The organism is Azospirillum formosense (assembly GCF_013340925.1).
GTDB lineage: Bacteria > Pseudomonadota > Alphaproteobacteria > Azospirillales > Azospirillaceae > Azospirillum > Azospirillum formosense.
In genome coordinates, this window is the sequence record NZ_WHOR01000114.1 from 1 (window position 1) to 17,436 (window position 17,436).

The 17,436-nt window shown below is 68.4% G+C and carries 20 protein-coding genes; 7 read left to right on the forward strand and 13 right to left on the reverse strand.

The features are described 5' to 3' along the window. Together GBZ26_RS15900 and GBZ26_RS15905 are read left to right on the forward strand one after the other, a co-directional pair. The coding region (locus tag GBZ26_RS15900) for a flagellar hook-length control protein FliK (protein ID WP_174439673.1) at positions 1-923 on the forward strand (923 nt) is incomplete at its 5' end. Between the two features lie 15 nt (positions 924-938). Further along, positions 939-1,589, forward strand: coding sequence for a flagellar hook assembly protein FlgD (locus GBZ26_RS15905; RefSeq protein ID WP_174439674.1), 651 nt, complete (start codon positions 939-941; stop codon positions 1,587-1,589). A gap of 73 nt (positions 1,590-1,662) precedes the next feature. Here GBZ26_RS15905 and GBZ26_RS15910 read toward each other — a convergent pair whose 3' ends face one another. From GBZ26_RS15910 to GBZ26_RS15930, 5 genes are read right to left on the reverse strand one after another with little or no spacing between them, the layout of a single operon-like run. Beyond that, positions 1,663-2,283, reverse strand: a complete 621-nt coding sequence (locus GBZ26_RS15910; protein WP_014200142.1) for a NapC/NirT family cytochrome c — start codon at positions 2,281-2,283, stop codon at positions 1,663-1,665. Further along, entirely contained in the window at positions 2,280-2,774 is a 495-nt protein-coding gene (locus GBZ26_RS15915) for a nitrate reductase cytochrome c-type subunit (RefSeq protein ID WP_109070348.1), read from the reverse strand. Before GBZ26_RS15915 ends, GBZ26_RS15910 begins: the two co-directional genes overlap by 4 nt. A gap of 11 nt (positions 2,775-2,785) precedes the next feature. Further along, positions 2,786-5,296, reverse strand: a complete 2,511-nt coding sequence (gene napA, locus GBZ26_RS15920; RefSeq protein ID WP_174439675.1) for a nitrate reductase catalytic subunit NapA — start codon at positions 5,294-5,296, stop codon at positions 2,786-2,788. Between the two features lie 44 nt (positions 5,297-5,340). Continuing rightward, positions 5,341-5,634: a chaperone NapD gene (locus GBZ26_RS15925; RefSeq protein ID WP_174439676.1), complete on the reverse strand. Its 294-nt coding sequence runs from the start codon at positions 5,632-5,634 to the stop codon at positions 5,341-5,343. 7 nt (positions 5,635-5,641) lie between these two features. Next, entirely contained in the window at positions 5,642-5,818 is a 177-nt protein-coding gene (locus GBZ26_RS15930) for a periplasmic nitrate reductase, NapE protein (RefSeq protein WP_174439677.1), read from the reverse strand. 322 nt (positions 5,819-6,140) lie between these two features. Between GBZ26_RS15930 and GBZ26_RS15935 the strand changes: the two genes are divergently transcribed. Further along, entirely contained in the window at positions 6,141-6,788 is a 648-nt protein-coding gene (locus tag GBZ26_RS15935; RefSeq protein WP_174439678.1) for a DUF47 domain-containing protein, read from the forward strand. 70 nt (positions 6,789-6,858) lie between these two features. Here GBZ26_RS15935 and GBZ26_RS15940 read toward each other — a convergent pair whose 3' ends face one another. Beyond that, on the reverse strand, positions 6,859-7,623 hold the full coding sequence (locus GBZ26_RS15940) for an SDR family NAD(P)-dependent oxidoreductase (RefSeq protein WP_174439679.1): 765 nt from the start codon (positions 7,621-7,623) through the stop codon (positions 6,859-6,861). Between the two features lie 103 nt (positions 7,624-7,726). Between GBZ26_RS15940 and GBZ26_RS15945 the strand changes: the two genes are divergently transcribed. Both GBZ26_RS15945 and GBZ26_RS15950 read left to right on the forward strand, forming a co-directional pair. Further along, entirely contained in the window at positions 7,727-8,659 is a 933-nt protein-coding gene (locus GBZ26_RS15945) for a LysR family transcriptional regulator (RefSeq protein WP_174439680.1), read from the forward strand. A gap of 86 nt (positions 8,660-8,745) precedes the next feature. Continuing rightward, positions 8,746-9,951 carry a S41 family peptidase gene (locus GBZ26_RS15950; RefSeq protein ID WP_174439681.1) on the forward strand — a complete coding sequence of 402 codons (1,206 nt, stop codon included), beginning with the start codon at positions 8,746-8,748 and terminating at the stop codon, positions 9,949-9,951. Positions 9,952-10,000: 49 nt separating this feature from the next. Here GBZ26_RS15950 and GBZ26_RS15955 read toward each other — a convergent pair whose 3' ends face one another. The 4 genes from GBZ26_RS15955 to GBZ26_RS15970 all read right to left on the reverse strand — a co-directional run bounded on the left by GBZ26_RS15955 (position 10,001) and on the right by GBZ26_RS15970 (position 12,131). Continuing rightward, complete coding sequence (locus GBZ26_RS15955; protein WP_014199667.1) at positions 10,001-10,174, reverse strand: DUF1328 domain-containing protein; 174 nt, start codon at positions 10,172-10,174, stop codon at positions 10,001-10,003. A 147-nt stretch (positions 10,175-10,321) separates the two neighbouring features. Further along, positions 10,322-10,651 (reverse strand): hypothetical protein, encoded by a 330-nt coding sequence (locus GBZ26_RS15960; protein WP_174439682.1) that lies wholly within the window; start codon positions 10,649-10,651, stop codon positions 10,322-10,324. A 99-nt stretch (positions 10,652-10,750) separates the two neighbouring features. Beyond that, positions 10,751-11,176 (reverse strand): PAS domain-containing protein, encoded by a 426-nt coding sequence (locus GBZ26_RS15965; RefSeq protein ID WP_174439683.1) that lies wholly within the window; start codon positions 11,174-11,176, stop codon positions 10,751-10,753. A gap of 28 nt (positions 11,177-11,204) precedes the next feature. Continuing rightward, the gene (locus GBZ26_RS15970; protein WP_174439684.1) at positions 11,205-12,131 is read right to left on the reverse strand and encodes a PDR/VanB family oxidoreductase; all 927 of its coding nucleotides are present in this window, start codon (positions 12,129-12,131) and stop codon (positions 11,205-11,207) included. Positions 12,132-12,500: 369 nt separating this feature from the next. Between GBZ26_RS15970 and GBZ26_RS15975 the strand changes: the two genes are divergently transcribed. Next, positions 12,501-14,255, forward strand: a complete 1,755-nt coding sequence (locus GBZ26_RS15975) for a thiamine pyrophosphate-dependent enzyme (protein WP_174439685.1) — start codon at positions 12,501-12,503, stop codon at positions 14,253-14,255. Between the two features lie 33 nt (positions 14,256-14,288). Here the strand turns inward: GBZ26_RS15975 and GBZ26_RS15980 are convergent, their stop codons facing one another. Next, positions 14,289-15,416, reverse strand: a complete 1,128-nt coding sequence (locus GBZ26_RS15980; RefSeq protein WP_174439686.1) for a saccharopine dehydrogenase family protein — start codon at positions 15,414-15,416, stop codon at positions 14,289-14,291. A gap of 132 nt (positions 15,417-15,548) precedes the next feature. Between GBZ26_RS15980 and GBZ26_RS15985 the strand changes: the two genes are divergently transcribed. Then, positions 15,549-15,977, forward strand: coding sequence for an Lrp/AsnC family transcriptional regulator (locus GBZ26_RS15985; RefSeq protein ID WP_035682240.1), 429 nt, complete (start codon positions 15,549-15,551; stop codon positions 15,975-15,977). 30 nt (positions 15,978-16,007) lie between these two features. Here GBZ26_RS15985 and GBZ26_RS15990 read toward each other — a convergent pair whose 3' ends face one another. Continuing rightward, a complete protein-coding gene (locus GBZ26_RS15990) occupies positions 16,008-16,547 on the reverse strand; it encodes a hypothetical protein (protein ID WP_174439687.1) in 540 nt (179 codons plus the stop codon). Between the two features lie 128 nt (positions 16,548-16,675). Further along, positions 16,676-17,436, reverse strand: a 761-nt coding sequence (locus GBZ26_RS15995) for an EscU/YscU/HrcU family type III secretion system export apparatus switch protein (protein WP_174439688.1), incomplete at its 5' end; no start/stop codon positions are given.

The following is a 17,436-nucleotide window of genomic DNA, read 5'->3' on the forward strand; positions in this document are numbered from 1 at the left end:
TCAGATGGGTAGAAGAGACAGGTCCGGCGCACCCGCCCGGGTCGCGCCCCAGGGCCCCCCCCGCCGCGGCAATCCCGGACGCCGGACCGGACGGGACGTCGCCGCAGGCCACGACCGACGCCGCGGCACCCGCCACCCCGCCCGTTCCCCTGCCGGCTTCCGGCGCCAAACCGGACTCGGCCCCGCTGTTCCAGGCCAAGGACTCCGCGACGCTCGCCAAGGGCGACGCGACGCAGGCCCCCTCCCCCCAGCTTCAGCAGGCGATGGCCCAGGCGGGCGGCAACGCCGCGTCCAATGGCGGCGCCGGCCAGAATCCGGGCCAGGGACAGGGACAGGGACAAGGCCGCGGCAACCCGACCGGGCCGGAAGCCTTGTCCGCGCTCTCTTCCCCGGTGGACCCCATTGGCGCGGCGCCGCCGCCCGCCGCCCTCGCCCCGCCGGCGGCCCACGCGGCAGCCCATTACGCGGCGCATCCCGGCGACACCGCCGCGGCGCGTCTGCCCGCCGCCCAGATGGCCGGCCAGCTCGTGCGCGTCGTCGAGGCCGGGGGCGGCGAGTTCCACATCGACCTGAAGCCGGAGGAGCTTGGCCCCGTCCGCGTCGTCGCCGAACTGAGCGGCGCCCGCGTCGCTTTGCATGTCCAGGCCGAAAGCCCCGAGACGCTGGCCCTGCTGCGCCGGGACATCCACCATCTGGAACGCGCCCTGTCCGACGCCGGGTTCGAGCTGGACGGCGGCACCCTGAACTTCTCGCTGCGCGGCGACGGCGAGCCGCGCGGCTTCGCCTTCTCCGGTCAGGGCGACGGGACGGGCGGACGCCAGGACGGCCCCGGCCGGGCTTTCCGAGCCGCCGACTCCGCCGCCACCCTGCCGCCCGAACGCGCCGCCCGCCCCATCGACGGCCTCGTCGACATCTCCGTCTAGCCGCAAGGACCCGCCATGACCACGACCGCGGCCACCAACACGGCCACCACTCCCCCCTCCGCCGCCGCCAAGAAGCAGACGGTGGATTACGAGGCGTTCCTGAAGCTGCTGACCGCGCAGCTGCGCAACCAGGACCCGCTGTCCCCCATGGACGCCACCCAGTTCATGACGCAGCTCGCCCAACTCTCCACCGTGGAACAGGGCGTGCAGACGAACCAGACGCTGGGGCAGGTGCTGGACACGCTGAAGAACAGCGGCATGCGGCTGGACATGGCCTATCTGGGCCGCAAGGTGGAGGCCGCGTCCGACCGCATCAGCCTGTCGGAGGGCAAGGCGGAGATGGCCTACGCCATCGACGGGGCCGCCGCGTCGGTGAAGATCGAGGTGGTGAACGACGCCGGGCAAGTGATCTACAGCGCCCCCGGCAGCCCGAAGACCGGCCGGCAGACCTTCACCTGGGACGGCAAGCGCAGCGACGGCGCCACCGCCGCGGACGGCACCTACCTCGTGCGCGTGACGGCGAAGGACAAGGCGGGCACGTCGCTGACCACCGCCACCGTGACGACCGACACGGTGAAGGAGGTCCGCAGCGTCAACGGCGAGACGGAATTCGTGCTGAAGGGCGGCGCCGTCGTGAAGGGCACGGACATCCTGTCGGCGTCCTGAGCATCGCCGCCACAAACGAAAAACCCCTTCCTCCGAGGCCGGAGGAAGGGGTTTTCTGTTTCGAGCCGACGTTTCACTTCGCCGACACAGTTCCGGTCCAGCCGGGCTCGACGCCCTTCATGTCGGGAAGCCGGTGGGCGATGCCCTTGTGGCAGTCGATGCAGGTCCGCTCACCCGTGAACAGGTAGGTCTCGTGCATCTTGGCCGCCCGCGGGTTCTGGCGGGTGATGTCCATGGATTCCGCGCTGTGGCAGTTGCGGCATTCCAGGGAGTTGTTGGATTTCAGCCGGTCCCATTCGTGGGTGGCCAGTTCCAGCCGCTTGTCCAGGAACTTCTCGCGGGTGTCGATGGTGCCGAAGATCTTGCCCCAGACCTCCTTCGACGCCTGCATCTTGCGGCCGATCTTGTGCGTCCAATCGTGCGGGACGTGGCAGTCCGGGCAGGTGGCGCGCACGCCGGAGCGGTTGGTGAAGTGGATGGTCTGCTTCAGCTCCTCGTAGGGATTGTTCTTCATCTCGTGGCAGGAGATGCAGAAGGCCTCCTTGTTGGTGACCTCCAGGGCGGTGTTGAAGCCGCCCCAGAACATCACGCCGGCCAGGAAGCCGCCCAGGGTCAGGAAGCCCAGGCTGAAATGCACGCTGGGCCGCGAGAAGACACGCCAGAAGCGCCCGGCGAAGCTCAGAAGGCCCTTCATTTGGCGCCTTCCTTTCCGCCGGCCTTTCCACCGGCCAGGATGCTGTCGATGTCGCGGAAGCGGTTGCCGGTGATCGGCTGGGCGTCGGTCTGCGGCACGTGGCACTGGGTGCAGAAGTAGCGCCGCGGGCTGACCGCGCCCAGCGTCTGGCCGTCGCGGTCCTGGAAGTGGGTGACCGAGATCATCGGGGCCTGCGAGCCCTCGGTGTTCTTGCGGTCATGGCAGGTCATGCACTTGTTGATGTTCAGGTCGATCTGGTAGTCGCGGATCGCATGCGGGATCAGCGGCGGCTGGTCGGCGTAGTTCCGCGCCCGCTTGTGATCATCGGTGATCTCCTTCGCCATTGGGTCGGCGGGGATCTCCTGGGTGATCGGGTGCGGGCCGGAGGGAACCTTCGCGGGGGCGGCCCCGTCCGCGGCGAACACGCCGGACACCAGGAGCGGCATGGCCGCGGCCAGCGCGAGGGCGGCAAAGGTGATGCGGGTCTTCATGGACGGGCTCCTCACGCGACAGGAATGATCTTGACCGCGCATTTCTTGAAGTCGGTCTGCTTGCTCAGCGGGTCGGTGGCGTCCAGCGTCACCTTGTTGATGAGCACCGTGTGGTCGAAGAAGGGCACGAAGACGAGGCCCCGCGGCGGCTTGTTGCGGCCCCGCGTCTCGACCCGCACCCGCACCTCGCCGCGGCGGGAGGCGATGCGCACCTCCTGCCCGCGCCGCAGGTTCAGGTCCTTGGCGTCGTCGGGATGGATGAAGACGACGGCGTTGGGGAAGGCCTTGCGCAGCTCCGGAACGCGCAGCGTCATGGAGCCGGAGTGCCAATGCTCGACCACGCGGCCGGTGCAGAGCCAGAACGGGTAGTCCTTGTCCGGCGATTCCGCCGCCGGCTCATAGGGCAGCGCGAAGATGTTCGCCTTGCCGTCCTTGTTGCCGTAGAAGCGCACGCCCTCGCCCGCCGGAACGTAGGGGTCGAAGCCCTCGCGGTAGCGCCACTTCGTCTCCTTGCCGTTCACCACCGGCCAGCGCAGGCCACGCTCCTGGTGGTACATGTCGTAGGGAGCCAGATCGTGGCCGTGGCCGCGCCCGAAGGTGGCGTATTCCTCGAACAGGCCCTTATGGACGTAGAAGCCGAAGGCCTGCGATTCGCGGTTCTCATAGGCCGGGTCGCAGTCCGACAGCGGGAAGGCGTTGACCTGACCGTTGCAGTACAGCACGTCGTACAGGGTCTTGCCGCGCACGTCAGGCTTCTTGGCGATCAGTTCTTCCGGCCACACCTCCTCGATCTTGAAGCGCTTGGAGAACTCGATGATCTGCCAGAGGTCGGAGCGCGCCTCGCCGGGCGCGCCGACGAGCTGGTGCCAGACCTGCGTGCGGCGTTCGGCGTTGCCGTAGCCGCCCTCCTTCTCCACCCACATGGCGGTCGGCAGGATCAGGTCGGCGGCGAGCGCCGTCACCGTCGGATAGGCGTCCGACACGACGATGAAGTTTTCCGGGTTGCGGTAGCCCTGGTAGGTCTCGTTCGCCGTGTTCGGCGCCGTCTGCATGTTGTTGTTGCACTGGACCCAGTAGGCGTTGAGCTTGCCGTCCTTCAGCATGCGGTCCTGCTGGACGGCGTGATAGCCGACCTTGTCCGGGATCGTGCCTTCCGGCAGCTTCCAGATCTCCTCGGCGTGCTTGCGGTGTTCCGGGTTGGTGACCACCATGTCGGCGGGCAGCCGGTGCGAGAAGGTGCCGACCTCGCGCGCCGTGCCGCAGGCCGACGGCTGGCCGGTCAGCGAGAAGGGGCCGCAGCCCGGCTGGCTGATCTTCCCGGTCAGCAGATGGATGTTGTAGACGAGGTTGTTGGCCCAGACGCCGCGGGTGTGCTGGTTGAAGCCCATGGTCCAGAAGGACATGACCTTCACCTTCGGGTCGGCGTACAGCTCGGCCAGCGCCTCCAGCCGGTTCTTCGGCACGCCCGACAGCTCGTGCGCCTTCTCCAGCGTGTAGGGCTCGACGAACTTGGCGAACTCCTCGAAGGAGATCGGGTCCGACTCGTTGGCCTTGGCCGCGTTCTTCGCCTGCTTCTCCAGCGGATGCTCGGGCCGCAGACCGTAGCCGATGTCGTCGCGGCCGCGCTTGAAGTTGACGTGCTTGGCGATGAACTCCTGGTTTACCCGGCCCGTCTTGATGATGTGGTTGGCGATGTAGTTGAGGATCGCCAGATCGGACTGCGGCGTGAAGACCAGACCGATGTCGGCGAGGTCGAAGCTGCGGTGCTCGTAGGTGGACAGGACGGCGACCTTGCAGCCCTCATGGGTCAGCCGGCGGTCGGTGACGCGGGTCCACAGGATGGGGTGCATCTCCGCCATGTTGGAGCCCCACAGCACGAAGGCGTCGGCCTGCTCCATGTCGTCGTAGCAGCCCATCGGCTCGTCCATGCCGAAGGTGCGCATGAAGCCGACCACCGCCGACGCCATGCAGTGGCGGGCGTTGGGGTCCAGGTTGTTGGAGCGCAGGCCGGCCTTCATGAACTTGGAGGCGGCGTAGCCTTCCATGATCGTCCACTGGCCGGAGCCGAACATGCCCACCGCGGTCGGACCCTTCTTCTTCAGGGTCTCCTTCCACTTGGTGGCCATGATGTCGAAGGCCTGGTCCCAGCTGATCGGGGTGAATTCGCCTTCCTTGTGGAACTGGCCGTCCTTCATGCGCAGCAGCGGCTGGGTCAGCCTGTCCTCGCCGTACATGATCTTGGACAGGAAATAGCCCTTCACGCAGTTCAGGCCGCGGTTGACCTCGGCCTTCACGTCGCCGTGGGTGGCGACGATGCGCCCCTCCTTCACGCCGACCATGACGCCGCAGCCGGTGCCGCAGAAGCGGCAGGGGGCCTTCGACCAGGTGAGCTTGGCGTCGGCGCCGGCCGTCAGGGTGCCGGCCTCGGCGGGCTGGATGACGGACGGCAGGCTCACACCGGCCGCCGCCGCCGCGGTCACGGCGGCTTGGACCTTCAGATAATCACGGCGGGTCAGGGACATAGGGGGGTGCCTCCTGGGGCGGGTCGTCTTTTCTTGGACGGGCGTCAATGGGCGTGGGGGACGAGGGCGGTGTCGGCGGGCATCGGCTCCGCGCAGCGCTCGGCGTCCTCGTAGTGGTGGTAGACCAGCGTGGTGGTGTGGACGCCCGCCATGGCGTTGATGTCGGCGATGCGGTCCAGAACCTCGGCCTCGGACGCCGTTTCCAGCGTGACGATGGCCTTGCCGTTCTCCGACGCGTGCCAGTCGGCGCCGGCAAGCGCGCAGACCACCTCCTTCAGGGCGGCGGTGCGGTCGGGCGCGTGCTGGATGACGAGGCTGGAAATGTGCAGTTCGGGCATGGCCGCCTCACATCCCGCCGGAGTGGGACAGGATCTGGTACATCCAGACGGAGAAGCCGTAAGCCCCGACCATGCCGACCGCCAGGAACGGCCAGATCAGGATGGACAGGGCGAAGAAGACCAGCCCCTCGAAGCGGCGGGTCGGGGCGGCGGTATCGGCGGTGCGGGCGGGCGGCGCGTTCATGGCGATCCCATGGATTGATCGAACGTTATCGCCGCGGAGCTTCATCCTTTCGCCCAGGAAGCGGCTTGACCGAGGTCAAGTGCCGGTACCAGCTCCATCCCTAAGTACCGGTACTTTCGTCGTTCTGGACGTTTTGCCGCACATGCACGCTCTCCCACGCCGCTGGGAGGGCTGGCGCTACAGGCGCAGGAAATAGGGAATGGGAAGGGATGGGGCGCCTACGTCAGGGCAGACAGACCCCGCCCGTATGACGTTTTTGCTGCAAATTCATGACGCCCGGCGTTAAGAGGAAACGGCAGAACCGATCGAGAGAACCGTTTCCATGCTGTTGCTGCGCGCCATCCGCTCCATGATGCCCAAGGAAGAACGGGTCATTGAGCAATTCATCGAACAAGCCCGCCACATCGTCGACGCCGCGGCCGCCCTGGAAGCCGTCATGCAGGCTGGGCCGGAGGAACGGGGCGAGCGCACCGCCGCGCTGAAGCGGATCGAAAAGGACGCCGACCGCGTCGCCAAGGACGCCGGGCGTGGGCTGCACCGCACCTTCATCACCCCCTTCGATCGGTCGGAGATCCAGGCGCTGATCAACGCGCTGGACGACTGCATCGACCTGATGGACGAGGTTCCTGGTCTCGCCGCGCTCTACGGGATCGAAACCTTCGACGACCGGATGATGCGCATGGCGGCGATCGGCCGTCGCCAAGCCGCCCTGCTGTCCGAGGTCATGCCGCTGCTGACCCGCATCACCGTCAACGCCGACCGCATCCTGCACATCTGCGGCCAGATCTCCGACCTGGAGGACGAGGCCGACGAAATCCTGCGCGACGCGATGAAGTCCCTGATCGCCGAGCGTCCGGAGATGATCGACTTCCTGGGCCGCCGCGAACTCTATGAACTGCTGGAAGCCGTCACCGACCGCTGCGACGACGTGGGCGACCTGATCGAAGGGATCACCCTCGATCAGGCGTAAGGGCCGTCTTCAGCGTTGGGCGGGGGATCGGAAGCCGCTCTCCCCGTCCGACACCGAACTCAGACATAACTCAGACTTGGGCCATGCCGCCGTCGGCGAACAGCTCCACGCCGTTGACGAAGCTGCTGTCGTCGGACGCCAGGAAGACGGCGGCCTTGGCGATTTCGTCGGGATCGCCGACGCGGCCCAGCGGCACCTGCGCCGCCAGATAATCCACCAGCCCCTGCTGCTGCGCCGTGTCCGGACCGGCCAACTCGACCAGACCCGGCGTGCGGATCGGACCGGGGCTGAGCGTGTTGACCCGGATGCCGCGGTCCTTCAGATCCAGGATCCAGCTGCGGGCGAAGTTGCGCACCGCCGCCTTGCTGGCGCTGTAGACGCTGAAGGCCGCCGTGCCCATGCTGCCGGCAGTGGACCCGGCGAGGATCACCGACGCGCCCCGGCCGAGCAAAGGCAGCGCCTTCTGCACGGTGAACAGCACGCCCTTCACATTGCGGTTGAAGGTGTCCTCGTACTGTTCCTCGGTGATGGCGCCCAGCGGCAGCATGCCGCCGCCGCCGGCGTTGGCGTACAGCACGTCGAGACGGCCCGCCTCGCTCTGGATCCGGGCATAGAGCCGGTCGAGATCGCCCAGATTGGACGAGTCGGCCTGCACACCCGTCGCCGTTCCGCCGGCGGCGCGGATCGCCGCGACCGCGGCCTCCAGTTCGGATTGGCGGCGGCCGGTGAGGTAGACGGCCGCACCTTCGGCGGCGAAGCGTTTGGCCGCGGCGAGGCCGATTCCGCTGGTGGCGCCGGTGACGAGGGCGATCTTGCCGTCGAGCTTGCGTGACATGGGAAGTCTCCTTGGGATTGGGTTGTTCGCTGGAGACAAAGCTATCGACGGCGGACACACATCGAAATAGAAACGACTGAAAACCATCGTTGCAGGATTGACGATGTCGAAGCTGCCGGATTTCGAGGGATTGGCGATGTTCGCCAAGGTCGTGGAGGAGCGCTCCTTCGCCGGTGCGGCCCGCGCCATGGGCGTGTCGGTCGCCACGGTGTCGCGGGCGGTCGGCCGGTTGGAAGAGCGGTTGGGCGGACGGCTGTTCAACCGCACCTCGCGCCGGCTGGCCTTGACCGACTTCGGCCATTCCCTGGCCGAGCGCGCGATGCGCCTCTATGACGAGGCGGAAGCGGCCGAGAACGCGGCGCGCGAACTGTCCAGCCGCCCGCGCGGACTGATCCGTCTGGCAGTGCCGATGTCGTTCGGGCTGCGCTGGGTGGCGCCCCTGCTGCCGGACTTCTTCCGCCTCTATCCGGAGATTTCCATCGACCTGCATTTGAGCGACGCGACCGTCGATCTGGTGGGCGAAGGCTTCGACGCGGCGCTGCGGATCGCCGTGCTTCCGGACAGCTCCCTGGTGGCCCGGCGGCTGTGCCCCGTCGCTCCCGTCGTCCTTGCCGCCCCCGCCTACATTGCCCGCCACGGCCTGCCCCGCCATCCCCGTGACCTGAAGGACCACCATTGCCTGGGCTACGCGTACCGGCGGCGCCAGGACATCTGGCATTTCACCAACGGCGCCGGCGAGGAGGAGAGCGTGACGCCGTCCGGCCCGCTGCGCGTCACCAACGCCGACGCTCTGGTGCCGATGCTCCTGGAGGGTCTGGCGATCGCCGAACTGCCGGAGTTCATGGCCGCGGAGCATCTGGCGGACGGGCGGCTGACCGCCATCCTGACCGACTGGTCGTTGCCGAAAGGCGGGCTCTACTTCGTCACGCCGTCGGCCCGCACACGCCCGGCAAAGGTCGGGGTGCTGGCCGACTTCCTGGTCGGGCGCCTGTCGGAGCCGGCATGGCGGCGGTCCGTCGGCCTGGGCAAAGACTAACACGCCCCGGTTATGGTTAACGGTACATAAACCAATTCGCGGCTAATTTCGAAGCATCGCCGCTCCGATCCCGAGAGATTGCCGCCGTGAAGCTGCGCCTCGTTACCGCCGCCGCCCTTTGCGCCTTCCTCGCGATCCCGGGGGCCATGACCGCCGGACGGAGCGCGCAGGCCGCGGGCGACTCCACCCCCTACGGCCACAGTACAGAGGCGGAAGAGGTCGACCGTTTCCTGCGGGCGCTGCGCACCATCCGCGGCCAGTATGTCGAGCCGCTGACCGACCACGAGCTGGTGGACATCGCCATCAAGGCGATGGCCGAGCGGGACCGCTACTCCGCCTATCTGGACGACGGCGAATACCGGCAGTTGCAGGCGTCGAACGACGGCGCCTTCGCCGGGCTGGGCATCCGCTACGAGGCCCACGGCACCCGCGTCCGCATCGTCGAGACCGTTCCCGAGTCCCCCGCGGAGGCCGCCGGGCTGCGCTCGGGTGACGTGATCCTGGCGGTGGACCAGCAGCCGGTGGGCGGGGCTGAACTGGCGACGGTCAAGCAGATGCTGAGCGGACCGGAAGGGGCGGCGGTGTCGCTGACCGTCCTGCGAACCGGGACACCGGAGCCCTTCGAGGTCAGCGTGGTCCGCGGCAAGCTGCGCATCCCCTCGGTCCGGCTGGCCGCCGTCGGCACGGTGGGCTACATCCGCATCACCCGCTTCGACCGCCAGACCGCCACCGGGGTCAGCACGGCCATCCGCTCGCTGCGCGAGCGGATCGGGCCGGACATCGGCGGCTTCATCATCGATGTGCGCGACAACCCCGGCGGGCTGGTGCAGGCGAGCGTCCGCGTCGCCGACGCCTTCCTCGACAAGGGAACGATCCTGACCGCCCGCGGCCCCGGACGCGGGGCGGACAAGACATACATCGCCACGCCGGGTGACGAGACGGACGGCCTGCCGCTGGTGGTGCTGGTCAACGCGAAATCCGCCTCCGCCGCGGAGATCCTGACCGGGGCGCTCAAGGACCACCGGCGCGCGACGGTGATCGGCACGACGACCTTCGGCAAGGGGATCATCCAGAGCGTCATCCCCTTCGACAGCGGGGCGCTGAAGCTGACCACGGCGCGCTACTACACACCGTCGGGCCAGTCGATCCACCAGATCGGCATCCAGCCCGACGAGACCATCGCGGAGCCGGCTGCGGAGGACGGGCAATCCGCCCCGCCGTCCAACGGCATCCCCAACGCGGCCAACGATCAGGCCTTCGCCCGCGCGCTGTCCATTCTCCGCTCCCGCTGACTGGGGGCTAGCTGACTGGGGGCCAGTTGACTGGGGGCTAGCTGACGGATCAGAAGATCACCTCGCCGGCCAGCAGGGCGAGCACGAGGAAGACCAGGAAGATGATCAGCGCGATCCCGAAGAGGATCTTCGCGACTCCCGCGGTGGCCGACGACACGTTGGTGAAGCCGAGCGCGCCGGCGACCAGAGACACCACGAAAAAGATCAACGCCCATTTCAGCATGGACCGCTCCTGCGCGTTCTGAAACCCAGCCGGTGTGCCCGGCAGGGTAGGAACCTCGCGGACCGCCGCAGGTTCCAGCGCAGGCCGGTCAGGTTCTCCCTATTTGCTCGGGTCCGGAATTCCGCAGGATGGCCGTGCCGTTGCGGGTTACCACCCGGCGCCGGAGCGGTTCGGCAGCGACTGGCGGGTCATGCCTTGATCCATGCCGGACTCGTTGGGCGACCGCGTGCGGCTTTGCGGCTCACTGACGCCGGACCCGCTGTAAGGACCGCCGCTGTAAGGACCGGGGTTGGAACTGGTCGCGTTCGGATTGGCGTTCGGCTCGTCCACGCCCAGGTTGCCGGACGCGCCGCCACCCGAGATGCTGCTGCCGGAACCGCCGCTGTTCATCCCGCTGCCGCTCGTTCCGCCGCTGTCCATGCCCGAACAGGCGGCCAGAAGCATCGCGGCCGACGCCGCGATCATCAGATTGCGCATGACGCACTCCTTACGCTGATGTCTTGGAGGTACAGCCCTTCTCAACTGTCCCCGCCCAGGAGGGTTCCGATTTTGGAAGCTCGGGCATCAACGGGTGGCTCAGCGTCCGGCGGCTTGGCGGCGCAGGGCCTTCACTTCGTCGAACCGGGCGGTGACGTCGCGCATGACCGCCGCCATCCCCATCATGGCGCCGTCCGCATCCTTCAGCGGCACGATGGTGAACTCCACCGAGATGCGGGTTCCGTCCTTGCGCGTCGCCGGCACCGACAGAAGATCGCCGCTGCCGTAACGGCTCTCGCCCGTCTTCATCACCTGATCGTAGCCGTCCCAATGGCGTTGGCGCTGACGGTCCGGAATGATGATGTCCAGCGACTGGCCGAGCGCCTCCTCGGCGGTGAAGCCGAACACGCGCTCCGCCCCCGCGTTCCAGAAACGGATGATGCCCTCGCGGTCGGAATAGGCGATGGCCTCGGCCGGGCTGTTCAGCAGCGCCAGCCCCAGCCGTTGCAGATCGTTCTCGGTCATGAGTTCCCCCCTCGTCCCTGTGTTTCGGTCAAATGTCCAGAACCAGGCGTGCGCTGCGGGCGCGCGACACGCAGATCATCATCGTCTTTCCGGCGGCGCGTTCGGCGTCGGACAGGACGCTGTCGCGATGGTCGGGCTCCCCCTCCAGCACCGCCGTCTCGCAGGTGCCGCAGATGCCCTGCTCGCATGACGAGGCGACGGAAACGCCGGCGGCGTCGAGCGCGTCCAGCACGCTCACCCCCTCCGTCACCGTGACGGTCACGCCGGAGCGGGCGCAGACGACCTCGAAGCGGTCGTCCGGCGCCGCGTCACGCCCCGCATCCGCGCGCGGCGTGAACCATTCGAAGCGCACGTCCTGCGACGGCCGCGCCGCGCTCGCCACCGCGTCCATCAGGCGCTGCGGGCCGCAGCAATAGATCAGGGCATCGTCGGGCGTCGCCGCGAGCAGGTCGTTTACCGCCAGCCGTCGGCCTTCGTCCGCGGCGTGAACCACCACCTCGCCGTTGCCCAGCTCGCCAAGCTCGGCGAGGAACGGTGCTTCGGCCGCGCTGCGCACGCAATAATGCAGGACCCAGTCGGCTCCCCGGCGCGACGCCTCGCGGATCATCGGCAGCAGAGGCGTGATGCCGATGCCCCCGGCGATGAACCGGTAGCGCGGGGCGTCGTCGAAGCGAAAATTGTTGCGGGGCGGAGCGATGGCGACGGCGGTGCCGAGCCGCAATTCCCCATGGATGAAGCGCGACCCCCGCCCGCCCGGCAGGTTCAGGACGGCGATCCGGTAGGCGGTGCGATCCGCCGGGTCGCCGCACAATGAGTAGGAGCGCACCGCCCCGTCCGGCAGATGCACGTCGATGTGCGCGCCCGGCTCGTAGGGTGGCAAGTCCTCGCCGTCCGGGTCGCGAAGCTCCACCAGCAGCACATGAGGCGCCACCCGCTCCATATGATGGACGCGCATCGACCGCGTCGTTGCCGCCGACCGCTGCGCACTTTCCCTTAGACCGGTTGTCGTCATTCTTTCGCCCGCCCGGGTGGTTGCTCCATCCTGCGCCCGGACTGCCTTCGGACGCCCGGACTGAGCGGGGCACCACTGGCATGCCAGATACATTACAGCCACTCTAAAACCTTAACTTAACTTGAGGTCAAGGGCTAAGAACGTCCATCACAGGGCAATCGCATGTGAACTTCATAACCCTCTCCCCTCCGGGGAGAGGGGATTTCAAATGCGATCACGCTGCCCCCGCCGTTCGGGGAACCGTCCCGGCTCCGCTCGGTTGCCGATGGATCGAGCGACTTCATCACGACCGTTTGCGACGGAGACTCCCTCATGGCGAGCACGGCTTCCGACATCCTGGTGGATGTTCTGGTGGATTGGGGTGTGGACACGATCTTCGGCATGCCCGGCGACGGCATCAACGGCATCGTCGAGGCATTGCGCCGCCGCCAGGACGAGATCCGCTTCATCCAGGTCCGTCACGAGGAGGCGGCGGCCTTCGCCGCCTGCGGCTACGCCAAGTTCACCGGGCGGCTGGGCGTGTGCATCGCCACCTCCGGCCCCGGCGGGCTGCATCTGCTGAACGGCCTCTACGACGCCAAGCTCGACCACCAGCCGGTGCTGGCGATCACCGGGCTGCAGTACCACGACCTCGTCGGCACCTACACCCAGCAGGACGTGGAGCTGGACAAGGTGTTCCAGGACGTCGCGCTCTACAACCAGCGCATCATGGGGGCGGCGCATGTCCGCAACATCGCCAACCTCGCCTGCCGCACCGCGCTCGCCCACCGCGGCGTGTCGCACATCACCATCCCCGTCGATTTGCAGGAGCAGGGCATCGGCGCCGACATGCGCGCGCCGCGCAACGTGAAGGGCCACAACACCGCCCTGTTCGCCCCACAGCTTCCCGTCCCGTCGGAGGCGCAGACCCGCCGCGCCGTGGAGATCCTCGACGCCGGCAAGCGCGTCGTCATCCTGGCCGGCCAGGGCGCGCTGAGGGCGACCGACCAGCTCGAACGGCTGGCCGACAAGCTGGGGGCGGTGATCGTCAAGGCGCTGCTGGGCAAGGCCGCGGTGCCGGACGACAGCCCCTTCACGACGGGACAGGTCGGGCTGCTCGGCACCGCCCCCTCGCAGGAGGCGCTGGAGACCTGCGACACGCTGCTGATCGCCGGCTCGACCTTCCCCTACATCGAGTATTATCCGAAGCCGGGGCAGGCCCGCGCCATCCAGATCGACATCGACGCGGCGCGCATCGGCCTGCGCTATCCGGTGGAGGCCGGGCTGGTCGGCGACTGCGGGCTGGCGCTGGACATCCTGACCGAGCGGGTGCGGCGGCACGAGGACCGCTCCTTCCTGAAGACGGCGCAGGCGGGCAAGGCGGAGTGGATGACGCTGATGGAGGAGCGCGGCACCCGCCCCGACCTGCCGATGAAACCGCAGGTCGTCGCCTGGGAACTGGGCAAGCGCCTGTCCGACACGGCCATCGTCGCCTGCGACAGCGGCACCATCGCCACCTGGTGGGCGCGGCAGATTCCGGCGCGGCGCGGCCAGATGCACTCCCTGGCCGGCAACCTCGCCACCATGGCACCGGGCGTTCCCTACGCCATCGCGGCGCAGCTCGCCCATCCCGGCCGGCAGGTGGTCGCCTATGTCGGGGACGGCGGCTTTTCCATGCTGATGGCCGACTTCGCCACGGCGGTGAAGTACAAGCTGCCGATCAAGGTCATCATCAACAACAACAATTCGCTCGGCCAGATCAAGTGGGAGCAGATCGCCATGCTGGGCAACCCCGAGTATGTCTGCGACCTCCAGCCCATCGACTTCGCCAAGGTGGCGGAGGCCTGCGGCGGCAAGGGCTTCACCATCACCGATCCGAAGGACTGCGGCGCCACGCTGGACGCCGCCCTCGCCCATCCCGGACCGGTGGTGGTGGACTGCCTCGTCGACACCAACGAGCCGCCGATGCCGCCGAAGGTCCAGGCCAAGCAGGCCCTGCACTTCACCGAGGCGCTGGCCCGCGGCACCCCCGACGCCCTGAAGATCGCCGCCACCGTCTTCAAGGGCCGCGCCCGCGAGGTGATCTGAGGCGCGGCGCCGGTTGGGGTGGGATGCCGCTGCTCAAGCGGCGCGTCCCGCCCCCTGCTGGGCGCCCTGCTGGGGGGCCGCGTCGGTCATCGCGTAGTTGCGCCCGAAGCGGTTGGCGATGAAGTCGGCGTAGCGCACCTCCTCCTGCTTCACGAAGCCCCGCTGCGGCAGCATGCCGTCGGCCAGCAGGTCGAGCACGGCGCACATGCCCGACGCGGTGGTGATCTGGATGCCGTTGTAGAAGGTGCCGCCGATCTCCCGCCCGTAGATCTTGTTGGCGTAGGTTTCCTGGAGCAGCCGGCCCCGCTTCGTCCCGGTCACCGTCACGAAGATCAGCACGACGTCCTGGAGAGTCGCCGGGATCGAGTGTTCCAGGATGTCCTTCAGCAGTTCCCGCCGGCTGCCCAGCCGCAGGTCGTGCAGCAGCGCCTTCATCAGATCGCGGTGCCCCGGATAACGGACGGAGCGGTAGTTGAGCGTCCGCACCTTGCCCGCCAGCGTCTCGCACAGCGTGCCCAGCCCACCCGAGGTGTTGAACGCCTCGTACAGCACGCCGTCGAGGGAAAACTCCTCGCGCTCCTCCAGCGGCGGAACGGAGACGAGGCGGCCTTCGACGATGGCCTCGCAGGGTTCCAGATACTCGTTGATGACGCCCTCGGTGCTCCAGGTGAGGTTGTAGTTCAACGCGTTGGACGGGTATTTCGGCAGGGCGCCGACGCGCATCCGCACCGTGTCCAGCGTGTCGAAGCGCGAGGCCACGTCGTTGGCGACAATGGAGATGAAGCCCGGCGCCAGCCCGCATTGCGGGATGAAGGCCGAGCGCGCGCCGTCGGCCAGCTCCTTGACGCGCCGCGTGCTCGCCACGTCCTCCGTCAGGTCGAGGTAGTGGGTGCCGGCGTCCCGCGCCGCCTCCGCCACCCCGACCGTCAGGTGGTAGGGCAGCGCGCTCAGCACCGCGAACTTGCCGCGCATCGCCTCGGCGAGGTCGGCGGGGTCGGCAGCGTCGACCACGCGCGTCTCCATCCGCGGGTGGGCGGGCAACCGCTCCAGCGCGTCCGCCGAACGGTCGGCGACGGTCACCCGGTAATCGCCCGTGGCCTTCAGGAAGTCGCCGATGGTTTCGCCGATCTTGCCGCCGCCCATCAGAAGAATGTCGCGCATCGTCCCGTACCCCCTGCTTCGTTGGTTTGCGTCGTTATGACGCAATCTTGACCGGACGGCCTGTCGATGTGCAGGGTGCAGGGTGACGAAACGCCCAGTTATGCTCGGCGGATTGACGGAAAGGCCGGCGATATGATGGACGAGCTGGATCAGCACCTTCTCGACGCGCTTCAGGACAACGCGCGGGAGCCCACGGCCGCGCTGGCCCGCCGCCTGCGCGTGTCGCGCAGCACGGTGCAGAGCCGCATCCAGCGGCTGGAGGAGCGCGGCGTGATCGCCGGCTACACGGTGCGGCTGTCGGACGAGACGGCGCGCCGGATGATCCGCGCCCATGTCTCCATCAACCTGTCGCCCAAGCTGACCGCCGCGGTGGTCCAGGCGCTGAAGCGCATCCCGGAGGTGCGGGCGCTCCACGCCATCAGCGGCGCGCATGACCTGATCGCCGTGGTGCGGACCGGGAGCATGGAGGAGATGGACGCGCTGATCGACCGCATCGGCGCCATCGACGGCATCGAGCGGACGACCTCGTCGATCATCATGGCGACGAAGTTCGAACGGTGAGGGGAGGTGATGGCCGCCCGGCCACCGCGGTCAGCGCTTCACCGCGGGCGTGATCTCCCCCGCCTCCTCCAGCCGCCGCAGGCAGGCGACCAGGGCGCGCTGGAAGTTGCGGCCCTCGGAGGGCAGGTTGACGCCCTGGCCGGTTGTCCAGAACTCCACGAAGGCGCAATCGGCCGCGCGATCCGCGGTGGGCCACTCGACGGCGACGCCCAGACCGAGTTCCGCCGTGCGGCGGCGGCTGTCGGTGACCAGGATCTTCGCTTCCCAATGCATGCCGCCGCTGCCCGCCTCGGCACGGCGGTGGCTCCACAGGCGCAGGTAATCGCGGAAGCTCTCGGACGAGCGGTCGTGCTGGACGTAGGCGCTGCGGTCCACCACCGCGGGGGCGAGGCGCAGCGCGTAGCGGGCCTGGGCCAGCGCTTGGTTCACCTCCGCGATCAGCCGGTCCATCTCGGCGAAGCTGCGCCGCACGTTGTCGGCCAGCGCGGCGGCCAGCGCCTCCCCCTTCAGCACGCCGGAGGCCGCGCGGTCGGAGCGGTACATCTCGAACAGGTCGTCGCTGTCACTCATTGCCGTGATGCGCCGCGGAAGGGGAAGAGTTCCTTCGTCTACCGCCAAACCCGTTGAGAAGACATTAAGCGGAATTCCAAACCATCCGGCGTCCGCCCCATCATGCACGGCCCGTCACGCCCGCCCCGTCACGCCCGCTGCGCCGGCTGCGCGGCCCCTCCGTTCTTGAGGCGCAGCACATACATCATCACCTCGGCCACCGCCTGATAATGCTGCAGCGGGATGACCGCATCGACCTCCGACGCGGCGTAGAGGGCGCGGGCCAGCGGCGGATTCTCGATCACCGGCACGCCGTTCTCCTCCGCCACGGCGCGGATGCGCAGCGCCACGAGGTCGGCCCCCTTGGCGAGGCAGACCGGCGCCGGCATCTTGGCGCGGTCGTACTCCAGCGCCACCGCGAAGTGGGTCGGGTTGGCGATGACCACCGTGGCGCGCGGCACGTTCGCCATCATGCGGCGCTTCGAGCGGTCGCGCCGGATCTCGCGCAGCTTCGCCTTCAGATGGGGATCGCCCTCGGTCTGCTTGAACTCGTCCTTCAGCTCCTGGAAGGTCATGCGCAGGCGGCGCCGCCACTCCAGCCGGTTCCACAGCACGTCCACGGCGGCCATCACCACCGTCGCCAGGAGGACGGCCAGCAGCAGCCGCAGGGTCAGGTCCCGCAGCAGGTCGGGCAGCGCCGCAACGTCCATGCCCACGATCCCCTCCGTCCAATCGATGTAGGGCGCCACGGCGAACCAGACGGCGCAGGCGATGATCGCCAGTTTCACGAGACTCTTCAGGAATTCGACCAGCGCGTGGCGCGCGAAGATGCGGCGCCAGCCGCTGAGCGGCGATAGGTGCGACAGCTTGGGCCGGATGCGGTCGCCGGCCGCCAGCAGCGGCCCCTGCC